Source organism: Haloplanus sp. HW8-1 (assembly GCF_023703795.1).
GTDB classification, from domain to species: Archaea; Halobacteriota; Halobacteria; order Halobacteriales; family Haloferacaceae; genus Haloplanus; species Haloplanus pelagicus.
Genome location: NZ_CP098518.1, coordinates 1049427 through 1066990 on the forward strand (window position 1 = coordinate 1049427; position 17564 = coordinate 1066990).

The window sequence follows — 17564 nt, forward strand, 5'->3', positions numbered from 1 at the left end:
CACCACTGGTACCACTCACATGAGCACCTTCATCCACTTGATCGCCGACTACGGCATCGGCGATCCGGCATTCTCTGAAGTCATCCATCGACTGAAATACGAGGATTCCTCGCTGGAAATCCACCCAACGACGGTTCCACCGCTCTCGACTGTCGCGACCGGGTTCTGGATCGAACAGTTGGGACTTCATAATCCGCCCTTCGATGACCTCCTCATCTACTCGAATACGGCGCCCAGAACTGACGATCCGGGACCGCGTGATGCGAATGAAGGGGGAGACCTCTGTTATGCCCACCTCGAATCGGGTCTGGAGGTCGTCGCTGTCGACGCCGGCTACAACTTCTCGTTCGTCAAAGAGGAGATAGCGACCCTGCGGCGAATCGACGTCGCGATCAGTGGCTCACAATTCCGTTCCAGGGACTATTTCCCGGAGAAGGTGGCCGAGATCGCCAACGGTGATCTGTCGTCGGTTGCCGAAGAGAAACGGCTCGACGAAATCCCGGAGTCACCACACCAGACCGTCTGTCACGTGGACGGATACGGGAACATCAAGACCTCCATCCGGGCGTCCGAGTTCGGTCTCGATCAGGATTGTGTCGAGATCGACCTCGGCGGCCAGAGCCACACGGTCTCGGTTGCCAGTGGTGTCTTCGGTGTCGAGCAGGGGAAGCTCGTCCTCGCTCCCGGGTCGACCGGTGGCGACGATAGTTACCTGGAGATCTCTCAGCGGGGAGGCTCCGCTGCGAACCGCTTCGGGGATCCGTCTCCGGGAGATCAAATCGAGTTCTCGTGATGTGTTCGAGTGACTCTGGGTCGTGATTGTTGAAGCGAGTCGCCAGGGGTGAATTGATGATTGGATGGACGTGGACCAGATTTAACTATATTCGCATAATACAATCTATTATGAGGTGCAGACGAACCGCTCCACGGCATCGTGGACACGGCTGTGGCTGCTGTTGTTGTGGTCCCCAGAGACGCAAGCCGGAACGTCTCGAAGGGCGAAGGGGGATCGACGAGAAACTGGAACGGATCGAACAACGACTCGAAGCGCCAGAGCGCGACGGGTAGCAATGTCCCGAGACCTGCTGGTGCGGGCGATCGACGCGGTCGAGACAGCCCGTGACGCAACCACGAGTAGTGACAAACGAGATCGACTTGAGCAGCTCGGATCACAGCTACAGGCACAGGCTGACCGCGATGCGACCCCGGCACTCGGAGCCCTCGATAGAATTCAGACGAAGCTCCGAGAGATCGAGGATGACACAGACGAGGAAACTGTCACAGACGCCCTAGCAGAAGCGAGGGAACACATCCTCTCGTTTCTCGGAACGCTCGACGACCGCGGTATGAAACAACACTGAGGAGGCACAGGTTCCTCGACCGGCGATTCCTGATCCAGTATGCAACTCGCACTCGTTCTCGAAACGAACGATCCCGAATGGATTTGGAATGTGTTCCGGCTCGCGAACAAGGCGCTTGATGCCGGCCATACCGTCGAGACGTTTCTCGTCAATGATGGCGTCGAAGCTCCCGATGCTGAGCACGAAAAGTTCAATCCCCACGGGGCATTGTTGAAATATACTAAGAACGGAGGCGAGTTGGCTGCTTGTGGAACGTGTATGGATTCGAGAGGGTTGGAGGAAGACGAACTCCGGGCACGATCATCGATGGACGAATATCTTCGAATCAGTGAGGATGCTGATAAGGTCCTCACCTTCAGTTAGACAACTCGGATAGACGGCTAAACGCCGCCATCGTGCTGACTACATACTCTGTATCGGTCACGCTCTTACTGACAGCTATCGGGCAGTTTGTTGATTCCGTGCCGAATAGAGAGCACATATTCAGCAAGTCTACTGTACTCTGGGGAGATCGGTACCTATTCGATATTCTGCCAAATGCTTATTCGGTTTCCCCACCTCCTTCAAACAATGAGTCTATTCAAGAAAGCCGGAAAGACGTTCGAGGAAGCGAAACAGACGTTCGTAGAGGGGGAGGAGGCCGAGTACGTCTGCCGATCCTGTGAGGAGCCAGTAGCTGACAACTATGAGTACTGTTCCCACTGCGGCGAAGAGACGGTTGAACCAGTAGAGTGACCTTCTGGCCCGGAATTTCCCGTCGTTGGGTATCGATCGATCTGTTCATCCCCTCTTAACGCCTGTTTCGGTCATCGTAGTCGGAATATCCAATCGGATTTTGCTGACTAGATCCTCTGTATCTCGCAGCATCTACCTGACAACTTCTGTATAGGTGATACCGGCGTCCGCAAAATGAAGGGCACATATTCAGCGGATACTGACGATGAGTTGGCAGAGGAACTCAGGCGGAACGGATTCGACGTGTGAACTGATCCACTATTCCGTCAGCGTGTGTCGAACGAGTCGATCACGTCACTCGTCGAGTACCGCTCGACTACGTCCTGTTCGTCGAAGTCGGAATCGTCACTCCAGATGGCCGCACCACTGGCGATCGCACAAGCTAGGTAGAGCACGTCGCTGGGGTCGATGTCGCCGATCGCTGCGTTCGCCTCCTCAATAGCCGGATGGAACTCGTCGACGGGAACAATCTCGATGTACTGGAACAGGAGGTCGACGAACTGCGCTACTCGGTTCGGGTCCATCCCTGATTTCTCCGCGATCAACTCCTCGTAGTTCTCGATTTCGTCGTGGACGAACGCGGGAGTCAGGAGGTCCGGGTCTAGCGTGACGATGAGTTCCCACGTTTTCGAATCGGCGACGAGCGCGGAGATGACGACGTTGGCATCGACGACCAGCCTCATTCGTCGGCTCTACGTCGGTTCCTCGTCAACACGCTTCCGCCCGCTCTCGTTGATTTTGTCGGCGATATCCCGAACGTCGCTCTCGGTGGGGTCGCTTTCGCTGGTAAGTTCGTCCATCACTTCGAGCGCGTCGATCTTTTTTCGATAGCCTGCCGCGTGACCTCGCTCCAGTTGATCTCCGGATGCTTCTCCATTCGCTCTTTGAGGTTGTCGTCGACATTGACCGTGATCGAAGGCATACAGGATACTATGAAATCACAGAATACTGTGTCTTTTGATGTGTCCAGAAACCCTCGATTTCGACTGTTTCAGGCCCAGCAAGGGAAATCGTTCAGCGACCGACCGAGCGCCTGCAGCGCCCATCGCCGATTTCTCGTTCGTAATCGCACGACAACGGCGGGGTGGTCGTCGATATCATCGTCTCTGACTACAATGTCGTTGATTTCGTTCAGCTACCGAACGATTCCAACAGACGGCGGTTTCCTCCCGTGGTTCGCTGTCTCTACGGCGTGGTGCACGGCCGCTAATCATTAGGTCGTTGACCATCACTCGGTCACGAGCAACTGGATCCCAGCAACTTCGAGAACTGGAGTGGTTGGTAACGGAACTCCGTACCGTCGCCGAGTGATGGTTCCGACGTAGGGGATCCGAGATACCTGGGTGGTACCTGAAAACGAAGTATCAGAGTCGTGGTTCGATCGTCGGATCTACTGGCAGTTGTTAGTTACGGGCGTTCCACATCGAGAAGCTACTAGTAGACGCAAGTCGGGGTGCACTGGCAATCAGAGCCGATTCTCCAAATCAAATCCCTCGATGTCTGATATGATTTTGGAGGGCTGTTGAATACAGAGCGCATGTCGCGCACCGAGGCAACCACTAGCAGAAGCGTAATCAGTCAATACAGAATCCGGATACAGTAGTCGAGACCAATTCTCTGAGAGTAATTATAAATAGAATACAAAAGGTTATTAGTTTTGATTACAATGACAACACATGGTTAGCTCCGTCCACGTTCTCCATGTGGACGACGACCCCAGTTTTGGAGAGTTGGTGGCGGAGTTCCTCGACCGAGAGGGTGACCAATTCGAGATCAGTACTGCGACCAGCGCCAACGAGGGTCTCGAATACCTCACCGATGACAGTCACGCAGTCGATTGTATTGTGAGCGATTTTGATATGCCACACACGAGCGGGATCGAATTCCTCGAAGACGTCCGCGACGACCATCCCGAACTCCCGTTCATTTTATTCACCGGCAAAGGCTCCGAAGATGTCGCTAGCGACGCTATCTCGGCTGGTGCAACCGATTACCTCCAGAAAGGTGGCGGTACCGACCAATACACGGTACTCGCGAATCGGATTCACAATGCCGTCGATCAGTATCGGTCCCGACGCCGAGCCGCTGAACACGAGCGTATCACTGATGTAATGCGAGATCTCCATCGTGCCCTCGTCTACGCTGACACCGTCGAGAAGATTGAACGTGGCGTCTGCGAGATACTGAGCGACGCTGACCCGTATCTGACAGCCTGTATCGCGGGTGTCGATCCCAACACGATGCAGATTGAGCCACGAACCTGGGCCGGGAAGGATGCCGGCTATTTCGAGACGCTAGATATGTGTATCGACGCGAACTCTCCAGGTCGTCACGCCCCCGGTGGCCGGGCCTATCACGAGCGTGAGATTGCCATCTCTCAGAACATTCCGGACGATCCAGAGTACGAAGAATGGCGCAAACAGGCCATCAAGCGAGGCTTCCGGGCGCTCGCAGTCGTCCCATTAGAGCATAACGATGGCCTCTACGGTCTCTTGGCGGTGTTTGCCGACCGCCGCTACGCGTTCGATGAGCAGGAACAGGAACTACTCGCAGAATTGGGGGACGATATCGCTCACGCGATGCATGCACAACAGGTGCAGGCTGATCTACGAAACCGTGACCGAGCGATCAATGAGGCGCCCGTCGGAGTTACTATCACCGACCCCGAACAACCGGACAATCCGACAGTTTATGTCAACGATGAGTTTACTAAGGTGACCGGATATACACCGAACGATATCCTCGGTGAGAACCACCACCGGATACTGCAGGGGCCGGAGACCAACGAAGAACCGGTGGCGGAAATACGAGAGGCCATCGATTCCAAAGAACGCGTGACGGTCGAGCTTCGAAATTATCGGAAGAACGGAGACCTGTTCTGGAATCGTGTCTCGGTCGCTCCAGTCTACGACAGCGAGGGAGAACTGGCAAATTACATCGGATTTCAAGAAGGAGTCACCGACCGCAAGGAGTCCGAACAACAGTTACGTCGAAACGAACTTCGATTTGAGGCGCTGTTCAACGACCCGAATCTGCTGGTCGGTCTACTGGAAACCGATGGAACAGTCGTTGACGTGAACGAGACGGCGGTAGAGTACATCGAGGCCGACCGAGACGCCGTGATCGGCGAACCGTTCTGGACGACACCGTGGTGGGGCGACGAGATGCGACCGGTCATCAGCGAGAAGGTCGAACAGGCGGCAGCGGGACGATACGTCGAATATGACGCCGATCTGACGAAGCCGAACGGTAACCAATATAGCGTCACTGGCGTGATTCGCCCCGTAACAGACGAGAGTGGTGACGTGGTTTCGCTTATCGTGTCCGCCCGTGACGTGACGGATCGGGTTAGCCGCGAGCGGATACTCGATTCAATCCTCGAACACACAACGGTGCCGATGTTTCTGAAAAGTCGGGCTGGAGAGTACATTTTGGTTAATGACGCGTTCCGAAGTCTGTTCAACCTTGACGGCACAGATGTGCACGGACAGACAGATGCCGATCTCTTTGATCGGGAGATGGCGTCTGAGGTACAAAAGAACGACAGACGAGTCCTCGAAACGGGTGACCCCCTCGAAATCGAAGAGCGAATCATCGTTGACGGGGACGAGCGGGTTTATTTGAGTTCGAAGACACCGGTCTACGATATTGGAACCGCCTCGGATCCGGACAGTCCAGTTGCTATTTTCGGCGTTGCAAGCGATATTACTGACCGAGGCCGACCTCAATCCGATCAGTAGGGGACGACTGAGTTATCGGCCGGATACCGGAATTGCAATTCATTCAGTTCGTAGCCTTAGTGAGTGAACAACTCGGTAGTTACGACGCGAAGCGACGATGGCTGAAGTGTTGACTACATTCTCTGTATCTCGCACGCCACTACTGACAGCGACTGGGTAGCTTGTTAAGGCTGTGCTGTATAGGGAGCGCAAGTCCGTCGATCAGGACTGTCTTATCAAAGGCTTCGGATAGAGCGCAAGTCCAACGACCGCTGATAGACATGCGATGACGTTCCCTTGCCAAGGCGGAGTCCCGGGCGTGTGCTGAAGCACCGACAGTGTCGCCCATAAGTTCGGGAGATAGAACAACAGGATGACTGTAGGCAACGCGTACACAGCCCATTTCCGGTCGTTACGGAATGGGAAAGCCAACAGCAGCAGAATCACAACTCCGACCGTGAACCACCCTCCTCCGGCAACGGTCATCAACGCTGATATCAATACCTGAGTCGCTGCCTCAACCTCGCCCCAACTCCGTGAGAATGCTTCCGCGTGGTATGTCATAAACGTACGCTTGAGCGTGTATAATCCTCCCAGAATGAGACTCACTATGGCCGTAATACCGTACGAGAATCCAGCCGCCCATTTTCTGTGTTTACTGTCACGGATCGGCATGAGATGTCACCAGCAGCGTCGGGTACATATCACCGCAAGGTATCGCCGCGACATGTTTATTTCTCACCGGAATGCTCTAGCGGCGAATCGCTCCCATCGGTGCGTCCAAGCCGGCCCGCTGCCGTGTTGTGCTGATCCGCGGCTGGTATGATTTCCGTCTCCTCGCTCGCTGCCAGCCCGAATGGGGGCATATTGTTGTAGACTGTTTCGTACTCGTCGGGATCGATGAGGTACGTCTCGTGCCAAATTCCGACAGCGGCGTCTTCCTTGGTGCTGTCTTCGTAGTACTCCTGCCAAGCGGGGAAATGGAGATGATCGCTATCCCGTGCGTAGTCACGGAGAGTCTTGAAGGATTCCCAGTACTGGACGAAGCCGACGTTTCGGATGCCGGGACCGAGAACCGTACGATTCCCGATCAGTCCTGACTCTGGCTCCGACACCAGTTCCCGGGCCATGCGCGGGGCAGCGAAAAAATCGGGAGCCATCGGTGAACCTTCCAGAACGCGTTGGTTCGGAGGCCGATGTGGAATACCACGAATTCATCGTCGCGGTTAGCCGCGACTTTCTGTTCGATCACTTCGTCTGTGTTCCGCTGGTTCGTCATTGGTCTGGATCACGAATGATACCGAGACGGTGACACGGCTTTCGTGGACGGGTTGGGTATCCTGTCACGTATGCTATATCGCAACCGTGGATGTTACCCATTCCAGCGCCCGTCAACTCCGACGCCTCACTCACATATTTGCTCAGCAAATCAAAACCTTAGTATAATTATACTATGCGTATCCATTCCGATTTCCTACTGTTTCAATTATGAATATCACTGCCCATTCGAGTGTCTGGTGGCCAATACGAAAAAGCCGATACCGTGGAGACTTCACTACGTCGTCGACGGCTGTGATGCCTCGAAACCGAGGAAACTGAAAACTTTCACCGGGTGATCGCTGGAGTTCGCACCATCCTTGCCACGAGCGCGTGGGGAACTATCGTACGACCGTGACGTCTTCCCAGCAGTGATTTCTAGTGTGTTCAGTACCCTCCGATTTCCACCGTTTCAGGCCCAACAAAAGCTCGTTCATCGAGTGACCGAGCGCCTGCAGCGCCCATCTCGAATTTTTCGCTCGCAATCGCACGACAACGGCGGGGTGGTCGTCGAGATCACTCTCTCGGAGTGCAATGTCATTAATTTCGTTCGGTCACCGAACGGTTCCGACCGGCGGCGGTTTTGTCCTCTGGTTCGCCGTCTCTACGGCGTGGTGCACGACCTCTAATCATTGGGTCGTTGAACGTCACTCGGTCACGAGCAACTGCGTCCCAACAAAATCGGGCGGTGCTGGTCACGGAAACGCGACACTACATAGTTGATGGGAACGAGTATAGAACACGCTCGGTCATCCTGCCCTCGAATCAGTCGAACTCGGGGACGAAATCCTCTGCGAGTTCGGCAGCGAGTTCACTACCGGTGAGCCAAGTGATTTGCTCGTCGTCGAATCCGTAGTTCGGGAGTAGCGATTCGGCTGCTTCGCCGAGTGGAATATCGTTCGTGACGACGAGAACTCGATCCCCAGCCCCATCAAGCAGGGTTTCGAGCGCCAGTCCCACGATTTCCGTATCCGCTTTTTCGACGATGTCCTCCGATCGATCACTGGAGTTCGCGATGAAGTTCCGTGCCCGATCCATCACCGTTGAGACGTCCGAGTCCGAATAGGCCGGACTCTCGGTGACCTTCATCCACCCCTCCCGTACTGCCTCGTCGACAGGAGATTGATCGGGGAAATACGCGTCGAGTGCGGGATCACCAGTCACCTCGGCATACACCTGTGGTGAGATCCGGAAGACAGCATCGCGCTGGCGGGCTTCGCGAGCGAGTGCCTGGAACCGCGTACTGTCACGTCGACCACAACTGATGAGAACCGACGAATCGATGAAGACTATTTCGCCGTCGCGTTCCATACCGGATCAGTCCTCGACGACGGGGCGGAGTGCATCCAGAATGACGCCTGCTTCCAAGGGAGAGAGTTCCTGTTCACGAGCCATAATCCGGTGTGTGACGGACCCGCCGACGTATTCGCGGACGTAGTCAAGTGCGACGGCGAGCCCGTCGAGCCCGTGGCGATCGATGTACGTATCGACGTCGTCATCCCGTATTCGACGGGCGATCGCCTCGACTAGCTCCGGCGTGATTCGTCGTTCGGCATCGCCTGCGACCAGTTGGAGGTCGATCCCGTGAGCCGTATATTCCGCCGGTCGTCCGTCGTTCGACTGTTCGATGAAGCCTGCGGCTTCGAGGTCGTCGACGTATTCGTAGACCGTTCGCTGTGGGAGATCGAGGGTTTCGACGATAGCCTGAATCGTCGTCGCCGGGTGATGGTCGATATAGGTGTAGATCCACGCTTTTCGGGGATTTCCGAGGAGCGCGAACACCTCGCCACCAGTATCGAGTGGGGTATCCCAGTTCGCTTCTCTCGTCGCCATCAGTAATAGCAAGTTGCACGCAAATTGCAATAAGTCTTGTTGAGATGGAGTCGTCACTGACATCAGCCTTCTACGAGCGCGCGGAGGGCTATCGTACGACCGAGATATCTTCCCAGCGGTGTATTCAGTATCCCCCGATTTCGACCGTTTCAGGCCCAGCAAGGGAAATCGTTCAGCGACCGACCGAGCGCCTGCAGCGCCCATCGCCGATTTCTCGTTCGTAATCGCACGACAGCGACGGGGTGAACATTGGTGTCGTCGTCTCTGGGTGCACTGCCGTTAATTTCGTTCAGTCACTGAACGATTCCGATCGGCGGTTATTTTCTCCTCTGGTTCGCTGCCTTTACCGCGTGGCGCATGGCTGCTAATCATTGGGTCGTTGACCATCACTCGGTCACGAGCAACTGGGTCCCAGCAACTTCGAGAACTGGGAGTGGTTGGTAACGGAACTCCATACTGTCGCCGAGTGGTGGTTTCGACGTAGGGGATCGGAGATACTTGGGATAGTACCTGAAAACGAGGTACCCCAGTCGTAGTTCGATCGTCGCATCAACTGGCAGTTGTTAATTACGGGTGTTCCACATTCAGAAACTACTAGTAGACTCGACGCTGGCTGTTCCTGCCAGGAGAATCACCAGATAGCAGTAGATCTGGACGATATGAAAATGAACCGATGCCCGTGCTGAATCCACTCTTTCTGGGTGTTTTAGAGGCGCTATTACCCACTCAGCATGGCATTGCTGAATTCGCGTAGAATTCGTTACGGGTTGTGTTGGGAGTCTTCGCCGGCTGTGATTCGCGTTCCCCGGTTCGGGGACAGGACACACAGCCGCCAGAAAATCAATCGCTCAGTGAGTACGCACTCGGCCAGGCCGCGCCACGCTGCCACACTGGCCAACCGGTCGGGAATTGACAGCCAGATAGCATCGACACCTAGCTCTAACAGTCGTGTCGGACCCGCTCGTCACCGATTGGTGAACTCGACGCTGGTAATTTCGAAGTGTTTATTTTGGTAATATCCGCTCAAGTATTACAGTACGTTGTATACTCTGCATCGAACTCTCGGGGCGGTGGTTGCTGGAATTGTGGACCCATCTCCTTCGATGTATAGGGGTTTTCCAACACGGTCAGTAACCTCTTGAATTTGGATAGATACCGGGTTTCGAGATACTCATCCAGTGCCTCTTCAACTAGGTAGTTGCGGGGGATATACCGCGGATTGGCTTCCTGCATCAACTCCTCATCTAGGCCGACAGCAGCCAACTTATTCCTAAGCCGTTCGAATTCTGCAGTTGCAAACACTGGGTCATCAAACGTACCGGGCGTCTCTAATTCGAGGAACGCATTGGTATAGTCTGCGTTCGATTTGCGAAGCCACTCGAAGAATTCATCGACGAGTTCTTCCTCGCCATCTGAGTTGATCCCCAGTTTCCTCCGCATCATCGTGTAGTATTGCGCATCAAATCGATCCTCGAACTCGTCTAGTTTGCCTTCGATTTCATCATACGTGAGCGCTGACTGTGTACACAGCGGTTGGAGTGCCTCTGCGAACCGTTCGAGATTCCACCGCAAGACGGGTCGCTGGTTTCCGAATGCATATCGCCCGTGCTTATCGATTGAGCTGAACACCGTCTCCTCATCATAGTAATTCATGAAGGCACAGGGTCCGTAATCAAATGTTTCTCCATCGATACTCATATTGTCCGTATTCATGACGCCATGAATGAATCCGACACGTAACCAGTCAACGACCATCTCAATCGACGACTGCATGACTGCATCGAAGAACTCTAGGTACGTACGATCTTTTTCATTTAATTGCGGGTAGTGCCGGTCAATAACGTAGTCAGTGAATCGCCGTAGTTCGTCGGATGCCTGGCCTGCAACGTACTGGAAGGTCCCGTATCGAATGTGACTGTTCATCACTCGGACAAGGGTGGCTCCAGGTTCTGTCTGTCGTCGTTCGACTGCTTCGTCAGTTTCGACGACTGCCAGACCTCTCGATGTTTTGATGTTTAGATTCTGCATCGCATATGAATACAGATACTCTCTGAGCATCGAGCTGACAGTTGCGTTACCATCGCCTCTTCCGGAGTACGGCGTTCGACCAGACCCTTTCAGTTGAATATCGTATCTATTACCATCGTGCACATGTTCGCCGAGTATCATCGCTCTCCCATCGCCCAAGACGGTAAAACTTCCATACTGGTGGCCTGCATATGCTTGGGCGATTGGTTCTTCCAAGCGGTCCTGGCCTGCTAGAATCTTAGCATTGAGCTTCGTTATATCCAATCCAAGATCAGCACATAGCCCGTCATTAAGAACCAAAATTTTGGGATTAGCGATACTTTTGGGCGTTACTCTCGAATAGAGGTTCGAGTCTAAATCCTTGTAAGTGGTATCAAATGAAAAGACCATTTGATTTCATATGTTGTCATGTTGCTTGCTTCAAGAATCTTGTCTTTGGAATATTAATCATCGATCGATTAGAGAGGTTCAAATTGGCGTGTACTGCATAGACGCTCTGTATCGGTCACGCCCCTACTGGCAGACGATGAGGAGATCGGAACGGCGGCGCTGCATACAGTGCGCGAATGCAGCACGGAGTCCGCTATACACACCAGATTTATTCGACTCCCAAGTCTCTCTGGTGATATGAGTACAGACATCGACGACCCCGGCGACGAGGAGTCCACACTACCGGTCAACATTTCACTATCGCTTGGCGAGAGCGGCGACATGTGGGTCGCTCGTGACGAAGACACAGGTGTCACGTCACAAGGACAGACCCGAGAGGCCGCGCTCGAAAACCTCGACGAGGCCGTTGTCGGCTATCACGGTGCCGGAGAGTCACCGAGCGACGAGGAGCTCCGTGCGATGGGAATTGACCCGAAACAGAACACCTCCGGGTCGCTGGACGAGTCTGACGTGTTCCAGTGACCGTATGGCACACGGACCGTTTTCCGGCAAGGAGATCGTGAAGGCGATGGTGAACAGCGGTATCTACGAGTGGGACCGAACGAACGGGGACCACGCGATTCTCCGCTGGGAACCGCCCGCAGACCACGATTCGGACGCGCGCACTGTTCCGGTCCCGCTGCATGACGAGGTCGATATGGGGACCTTGCGGAGCATCGCCGAGCAGGCCGGCGCAAAGGATTTCGAAGAATTCTGTGCGTGGATCGAGCGTAATAGTTAGCTGATACTGGTCTGACGTGGTCCAGTGATGACTGACTGCTGAATAGACGCTCTGCATCGGTCATGCCGTTGCTGACGGGGATCAGGGAGGTTCCGGCGTCGATGCTGCATACAGGGCGCGAATCGGCCACTGGACGGCCCTCAGTTTGGGAACAGCCCAAATCGGCAGACCCCGAGGAGATACGTATCGTACAAAGATACGGTACTGGAATTGGTTTCCGAAAGGACTACCGACAGGATTCAAACGGAGCAGCCATGATGAAACCGCCAATATAACAATGAATTTATATTTGAGGTCGAGGAATATATAAGTCCTAGTCAGCTCATGAAATTATGCAGAAACGTCATCACACCGGCGGAAGTTCCTCTTGACCGCGTCGTCCATTATGACCGCTGGCATCGCCGGATGTTCATCGAGTGATAATTCTGGGACGACATCACGGTCGACCGACACAACGCCGACGGCGAGGGACACACCGACAGCGACCACCCAACCGACGGCAGAGCCAACCGAGACGCCCCAAGGACCGACCACAGGAGAGGTGATCGAAACGTGGGAGGACGAATACACTGTCGGCACGTACGAGCACCCCGACGATATGGATATCGTTGAAGACGCCCAGTACCTCGGCCGGGGCTCGATTCCCGTCCTTCTCAACCATACGGCGCAGGTTGAGTACACGGTCGATCTGAGTGTGCAAGAAGGGTACGAGACGATTCCGCTAAACTTCTATTTCATCGACGCGGCCAATTATTTGTATCTTCAGCAGGCCCCCCACTGCGGACGATTTCGAGACGACCGCTGATGGGACACGAGAAGGAATCGAAGACAGTGCTTCATTCTCGTTCACCAACGACCCAGATGTGTACTTTCTACTCTTCGAGAGCGCAACCGTTGGACGCGAGTCGGAGTTCGGTATCGAGTTCGAGACTCGGCAGTACCTGAACGCAGACGATGGCTGTCCGGAGTCCGAACTGAACGTCCCGCTGCTTACCTTGGAACACGTGGATACGACGCTGAACGTCGAATCTTGGGATGCCTATTACCACATCCAATACGATGGCGAGGCGGAGACAACCTATCAGTCGGAAGTGACGTTTATTTCGTCCGATGACGAGGAGACTATCACGCAGACGCAGACACAACTTGAGGGGTGTGAAACCAATTTTGTACACCTCGACGAAATCACGATGAACGTCGTCGAACTGGGTGAGCCAATCATGGCCGAGGTGAAAGTATTCGATGAGGCTGGTGAGGAGCTACTCGCAGAAGATAGTGGTGAGATCGGATACGTAACAGGTACTGCAGACTGAAAGCCTGTTACCGATGCGAAAAATACCTGTTGTCAAGGCTCAACAAAGAACAGTGGAAGCAAGTACGAGAGGGGGACGCCCAGCTCACACCCATCGTACCCTCTCACACTCCGGAAATCCTCCGTGTTTCGGATTTCATCGGTTGTTAGTGAGAGAAACGGAGCGATGACAGTTCTACACCAAGTGACTGTAAAGCTATATTCCGGTGTGAGCTGTGTGTGGAACAGCATCTCTGTCGGGCGACCCTGGGGTTTTAACCCACTATTTCACAACAGGGTGCTATGGCGACTGAGACGCAGGCACGTGACGGAATCGTGTTGGATACCGGAGTGATTACTCAAGCAATCAAATACTACGCGATCATCGGGGCAGGCCTTGGGGTCCTTGGGGTCGTCCTCTTACTTCAACTCGGCGCTGGTGAGGAAGGCGGCGGGATCATTGGGGGCATCCTTTCGATGGTCGTCTTGGCCTTTGCTGTCCTGAGCGGACCGGTTATTGCAGCGTTCATCGGCTATGCCACCGCCGGAACGGGAATTGGGGATATTCGGACCCGGGCAGTAAACAGCGGCATTGCAAACGGCATCGGCTTCGCGATTTTTGGAATCATCGTCGCCGCAATCCTCTGGACTGGTCTTGCTGTGCTTATGGGTAGCGGTGGTGACGGTGGTGCAGCCAGCGGTGGCGGTGGCAGCTCCGGGCCGATCGAGATTACCAAACTCATCACGCTTATCATCCTGATGATGATTCCAAATTCGATTGTCGGTGGTGCCATTACCTTCTTTCTCGGAGGGCGAGGGCGAGCCTCGCCATAGCGAGTCTGCACACGCACCATCTACAGGACAAGGGACCGCGTCGGGGCATGCGTCGTCCGGCGGCGGCATTAGCCGACGCACAATTGGTGCCGTGATTATCATCGGCCTATTCATGCTTGTCGGGGGCATGGCCGTGTCTGGGGTCCTGCCCGGGCTGGATAGCACTCCACTTACTGGGACAAGCGACTCGGCTGCGGAGGGTGGTGTTCCCGATGGGGCGTTCGGGCCCTCGGTAAATTCGACAGCGTTGCGCCAAGCACACGCCGACAGACTCAACGAAGCCGGCTCGTTCACATTTACTGAGGAGTATAGCGTTGAAAGTACCAGTGCGGACGGGCCATCGAGAGATGAAACGATCACCGCCACGTTCGATCTTGAGAGCGAGCAGTCACTGATTGAAATTTCGACTGCGGACTTCGGGCGGGTCGCATACGGAACGAGTACTGAAAGTTACGAACGAATTGAACTTTCCTCGGAGGAGCCACGGTATCAAGTTCCCGACCGAGATATCGGCCCTGACGCATACCTCGATTCAGGGCTACTGGGCGAGTTGGAGACAATGGAGACGGAGCATCGGGAGATCGAGACGGGCCACGTGTATACGGCGAGCGGTGTTGATGCCGTCTCAGATGGATTCCTTGATGCGGATGTGGATTCGTTCCGATCGTTCGAATTCGAGGCTATCGTGTCCGATCAAGGCGTTCTCACGGAGTTCTCGTATCGAGTGGTGCTCGAGGATGGCGGTGAGGTAATCACCGTTACACGATCGGGCGAAATCACGGATATCGGATCCACTGAAGTGCGCGAACCGGGGTGGCTTGGTGATGCCCGTGCCGCCACGAACTAACAGCTAATCTCTCTTCGAGATCTGCTTTTCGGGAGTACTACTTGTGACTCTTGCAGCGCAGTCCAAGTCTCACACTTCGGCGTTGGCCTCGCTCTTCCCTGTCTGCTCTGAATGGTCATCGTCGCCCGCTACCTCAAAGTCATCAATCGTGTGGTCCCGCCGACTGAGCCGTTCGGCGATCAGAAATTTCCGGAGGCGATCAAGTTGCTCCCAGTGGAGATGTGGAGGTGGATCCGCATCCAACTCATTGAACCGCTCGATAACCACAGTATTGACGAACCGATCGAACTCTCCGCAAACGCCGCATGTGCGGGAAAGATGTGAAACGTCGAATTCGCGCGTGACGGTCTCGTCCATACAGGTGATACAGCGGTACTTCGAGGAGTGGCTCACATCTATTCTTTGAGGAGAGTCGCCTTGTATTCACGGATCGAACCCGGTGCGATGGAAACGGATCCTCGATCTGCGATATGCGAGTCGTCTCTCGGAGTGTCAGCGACCGAGACCGACATATCCTTCTCAGCGGTGTATTCAGAACCCCCGATTTCGACCGTCTCAGGCCCAGCAAGGGACTTCGTTCGCCGACCGAACGAGCGCCTGCAGCGCCCATCGCCGATTCCTCGCTCGTAATCGCACGATAACGACGGGATAATCGTCGGTGTCACCGTCTCTGACTACAATGCCGTTGATTTCGTTCGGCCACTGAACGATTCCGATTGACGGCGGTTTCGTCCTCTGGTTCGCTGCCTCTACGGCGTGGCGCATGGCTGCTAATCATTGGGTCGTTGATGTCTCTCGATTGCAATCAACTGGGCTCCAGCAACTTTGAGAGCTGGGTGTGGTTGGCTACGAGAATCCGTACTGTCGCCGAGTGAGGGTTCCGACGAAGCCTATCCGAGAACCCTCCAATACCACCGATAAACGAAGTTCCTAGGTCGTGGTTCGATCTTGGGATCTACTGGTGGCAGTTAATTACGGGCGTTCCGCATCCAGAACAGACTAGTAGACACACATCTGCGATACACCAGCAATCAGAGCTGATTCTCCGAATCGAACTCCTCGATGTCTGATATAATTTGGAGGATTGCTGAATGCAGAGCGCGTATCTCTCAGACAGAAGCTTCGAATTAGACTGCCCTGCGCTCGGTTTTGATGTGGTCGGCGTACTTCTCTACGACCGTCTCGATGACTATTTCTCCTGCCTCGGCAGTCGCTTCGGTCGGGTCGCCGAGAACACCGTTCTCGGTGATTGACTTGAAGCCCTCGCTGAGCAGGCGTGCTGGGGAGAATTCTCCTTCTGGCCCGGGGTCGAGAGCATCCATCCTGACGAGGTCATCATTGATTGCTAACATTATCGCCGTCTCGGCAGCTCCGGCGTGAATCACGTCTTGATCGTACTCGATGCCAGCCCTACTGAGTCCCTCGTTCAGCAATTGCATGTGTTCATCGAGATCGGCAAGCGGAATCACAGCGGCATCGATTTCGCGGGCGATTTCTGGGGCCACAGTCTTCACCGGACCGAAGTTTCCACCGTGCGTCGGGACGAGAGCGATATGCTCGAACCCGTGCTCGTCGAGAGACCGACAGTACGACCGGATTACGTCCATGAGTGTCTCCGGGGGGACCGTAATCGTCCCGGGAAACTCCATATGATGACCTGAACACCCAGGGCGGATTGTTGGAGCAGCGATGGCATCGCCCAGTTCCGACGCGATGCGACGTGAGAGTTCGTCACCGTCCAGCGTATCCATGTTCAACGGCAGGTGAGGGCCGTGTTGTTCGATCGAACCGACGGCGACAATCGCCGTTCGATTGCCGTTTTCGAGAGTGGATTCGACAGCTGGCCATACCATCTCCTCGAGGGTTACTGATCGGCGAAAAGACATACGCTCCCGCTGGTCACGACGAACGTGAAAATCTTGTGAAATCGTAGAGCTACTGTGCTCGGAGATTCAAGGAATCCGCTGCTGACTACATCCTCTGTATCGATATTGCCGCTACTGGCAGAAATTGAGTAGTTGTCGGAGACACTGTTGCTACACGCGCGAAACGGTCAAACAGTATCAGTAGACCCCTGGTGGTCGGCGAGAGTAATCACTACGAAGCGCACCTTTACTCAAGCTGTTTCAGGAGTTGGTCCATTCAGTTCTCTAGACCGGTCCATTGTTCACGTTGAAACTGTTGTCCCGGATTTAATTATGTCTCCGAGGGTGTCATACAACCCTTCACAAGGTGTTAATTTCATATATAAGAAGTGAAATATTTGTTCGGTGAACTTGCGTATGTCTCAACCCTCCATGTGATTTAACCGCTCTTCCTCGCTATGACCACTATGTCATCCCAGACAACGCTTGGATGGTCGCTTCTGTCATCAGGTGTCGTGACAATTATCTTACACTACTACCCGGGGATGACCTTTGGTGGGGAA

The 17564-nt window shown here is 54.5% G+C and carries 19 protein-coding genes and 1 pseudogene; 11 read left to right on the forward strand and 9 right to left on the reverse strand.

From position 1 onward, the window contains the following. The first annotated feature begins 19 nt into the window (after window positions 1-19). From NBT82_RS05675 to NBT82_RS05690, 4 genes are all read left to right on the forward strand, one after another. A complete protein-coding gene (locus tag NBT82_RS05675) occupies window positions 20-793 on the forward strand; it encodes an SAM hydroxide adenosyltransferase (protein ID WP_251330589.1) in 774 nt (257 codons plus the stop codon). Window positions 794-1070: 277 nt separating this feature from the next. Next, entirely contained in the window at window positions 1071-1361 is a 291-nt protein-coding gene (locus NBT82_RS05680) for a DUF7553 family protein (protein WP_251330590.1), read from the forward strand. Between the two features lie 39 nt (window positions 1362-1400). Next, on the forward strand, window positions 1401-1724 hold the full coding sequence (locus tag NBT82_RS05685) for a DsrE family protein (RefSeq protein ID WP_251330591.1): 324 nt from the start codon (window positions 1401-1403) through the stop codon (window positions 1722-1724). A gap of 207 nt (window positions 1725-1931) precedes the next feature. Beyond that, complete coding sequence (locus tag NBT82_RS05690) at window positions 1932-2096, forward strand: hypothetical protein (RefSeq protein ID WP_251330592.1); 165 nt, start codon at window positions 1932-1934, stop codon at window positions 2094-2096. A gap of 266 nt (window positions 2097-2362) precedes the next feature. Here NBT82_RS05690 and NBT82_RS05695 read toward each other — a convergent pair whose 3' ends face one another. Further along, complete coding sequence (locus NBT82_RS05695) at window positions 2363-2779, reverse strand: PIN domain-containing protein (protein WP_251330593.1); 417 nt, start codon at window positions 2777-2779, stop codon at window positions 2363-2365. 9 nt (window positions 2780-2788) lie between these two features. Continuing rightward, window positions 2789-3018: pseudogene (locus NBT82_RS20165) on the reverse strand (hypothetical protein). 754 nt (window positions 3019-3772) lie between these two features. On the opposite strand from NBT82_RS20165, the gene NBT82_RS05710 reads away from it, so the two are divergent. Further along, window positions 3773-5836: a GAF domain-containing protein gene (locus NBT82_RS05710; protein WP_425601765.1), complete on the forward strand. Its 2064-nt coding sequence runs from the start codon at window positions 3773-3775 to the stop codon at window positions 5834-5836. Between the two features lie 710 nt (window positions 5837-6546). Here the strand turns inward: NBT82_RS05710 and NBT82_RS05715 are convergent. The 4 genes from NBT82_RS05715 to NBT82_RS05730 form a co-directional block, all read right to left on the reverse strand. After that, complete coding sequence (locus NBT82_RS05715) at window positions 6547-6975, reverse strand: monooxygenase family protein (RefSeq protein ID WP_251330594.1); 429 nt, start codon at window positions 6973-6975, stop codon at window positions 6547-6549. A gap of 922 nt (window positions 6976-7897) precedes the next feature. After that, entirely contained in the window at window positions 7898-8443 is a 546-nt protein-coding gene (locus NBT82_RS05720; protein WP_251330595.1) for a PIN domain-containing protein, read from the reverse strand. A gap of 6 nt (window positions 8444-8449) precedes the next feature. Continuing rightward, window positions 8450-8965, reverse strand: a complete 516-nt coding sequence (locus tag NBT82_RS05725; RefSeq protein WP_251330596.1) for a winged helix-turn-helix domain-containing protein — start codon at window positions 8963-8965, stop codon at window positions 8450-8452. Window positions 8966-9988: 1023 nt separating this feature from the next. Continuing rightward, a complete protein-coding gene (locus NBT82_RS05730; protein ID WP_251330597.1) occupies window positions 9989-11383 on the reverse strand; it encodes a protein adenylyltransferase SelO in 1395 nt (464 codons plus the stop codon). Between the two features lie 237 nt (window positions 11384-11620). Here NBT82_RS05730 and NBT82_RS05735 point away from each other — a divergent pair, with 237 nt between their 5' ends. Together NBT82_RS05735 and NBT82_RS05740 are read left to right on the forward strand one after the other, a co-directional pair. Next, a complete protein-coding gene (locus NBT82_RS05735) occupies window positions 11621-11905 on the forward strand; it encodes a type II toxin-antitoxin system HicB family antitoxin (protein ID WP_251330598.1) in 285 nt (94 codons plus the stop codon). Window positions 11906-11909: 4 nt separating this feature from the next. Beyond that, window positions 11910-12164 (forward strand): type II toxin-antitoxin system HicA family toxin, encoded by a 255-nt coding sequence (locus tag NBT82_RS05740; protein ID WP_251330599.1) that lies wholly within the window; start codon window positions 11910-11912, stop codon window positions 12162-12164. Between the two features lie 330 nt (window positions 12165-12494). On the opposite strand, the gene NBT82_RS05745 is transcribed toward NBT82_RS05740, so the two are convergent. Further along, window positions 12495-12638, reverse strand: coding sequence for a hypothetical protein (locus NBT82_RS05745; RefSeq protein WP_251330600.1), 144 nt, complete (start codon window positions 12636-12638; stop codon window positions 12495-12497). Window positions 12639-12705: 67 nt separating this feature from the next. On the opposite strand from NBT82_RS05745, the gene NBT82_RS05750 reads away from it, so the two are divergent. The 4 genes from NBT82_RS05750 (at window position 12706) to NBT82_RS05765 (ending at window position 15136) form a co-directional block, all read left to right on the forward strand. After that, window positions 12706-12969 carry a hypothetical protein gene (locus NBT82_RS05750; RefSeq protein ID WP_251330601.1) on the forward strand — a complete coding sequence of 88 codons (264 nt, stop codon included), beginning with the start codon at window positions 12706-12708 and terminating at the stop codon, window positions 12967-12969. 58 nt (window positions 12970-13027) lie between these two features. Next, window positions 13028-13477, forward strand: a complete 450-nt coding sequence (locus NBT82_RS05755; protein WP_251330602.1) for a hypothetical protein — start codon at window positions 13028-13030, stop codon at window positions 13475-13477. A gap of 281 nt (window positions 13478-13758) precedes the next feature. After that, window positions 13759-14289 (forward strand): hypothetical protein, encoded by a 531-nt coding sequence (locus NBT82_RS05760; protein WP_251330603.1) that lies wholly within the window; start codon window positions 13759-13761, stop codon window positions 14287-14289. Window positions 14290-14380: 91 nt separating this feature from the next. Beyond that, window positions 14381-15136, forward strand: a complete 756-nt coding sequence (locus tag NBT82_RS05765; RefSeq protein ID WP_251330604.1) for a DUF7537 family lipoprotein — start codon at window positions 14381-14383, stop codon at window positions 15134-15136. Between the two features lie 69 nt (window positions 15137-15205). Here NBT82_RS05765 and NBT82_RS05770 read toward each other — a convergent pair whose 3' ends face one another. After that, on the reverse strand, window positions 15206-15493 hold the full coding sequence (locus NBT82_RS05770) for a hypothetical protein (protein ID WP_251328576.1): 288 nt from the start codon (window positions 15491-15493) through the stop codon (window positions 15206-15208). Between the two features lie 770 nt (window positions 15494-16263). Beyond that, the gene (locus NBT82_RS05775) at window positions 16264-17022 is read right to left on the reverse strand and encodes a creatininase family protein (RefSeq protein ID WP_251330605.1); all 759 of its coding nucleotides are present in this window, start codon (window positions 17020-17022) and stop codon (window positions 16264-16266) included. Window positions 17023-17564: the final 542 nt, after the last annotated feature.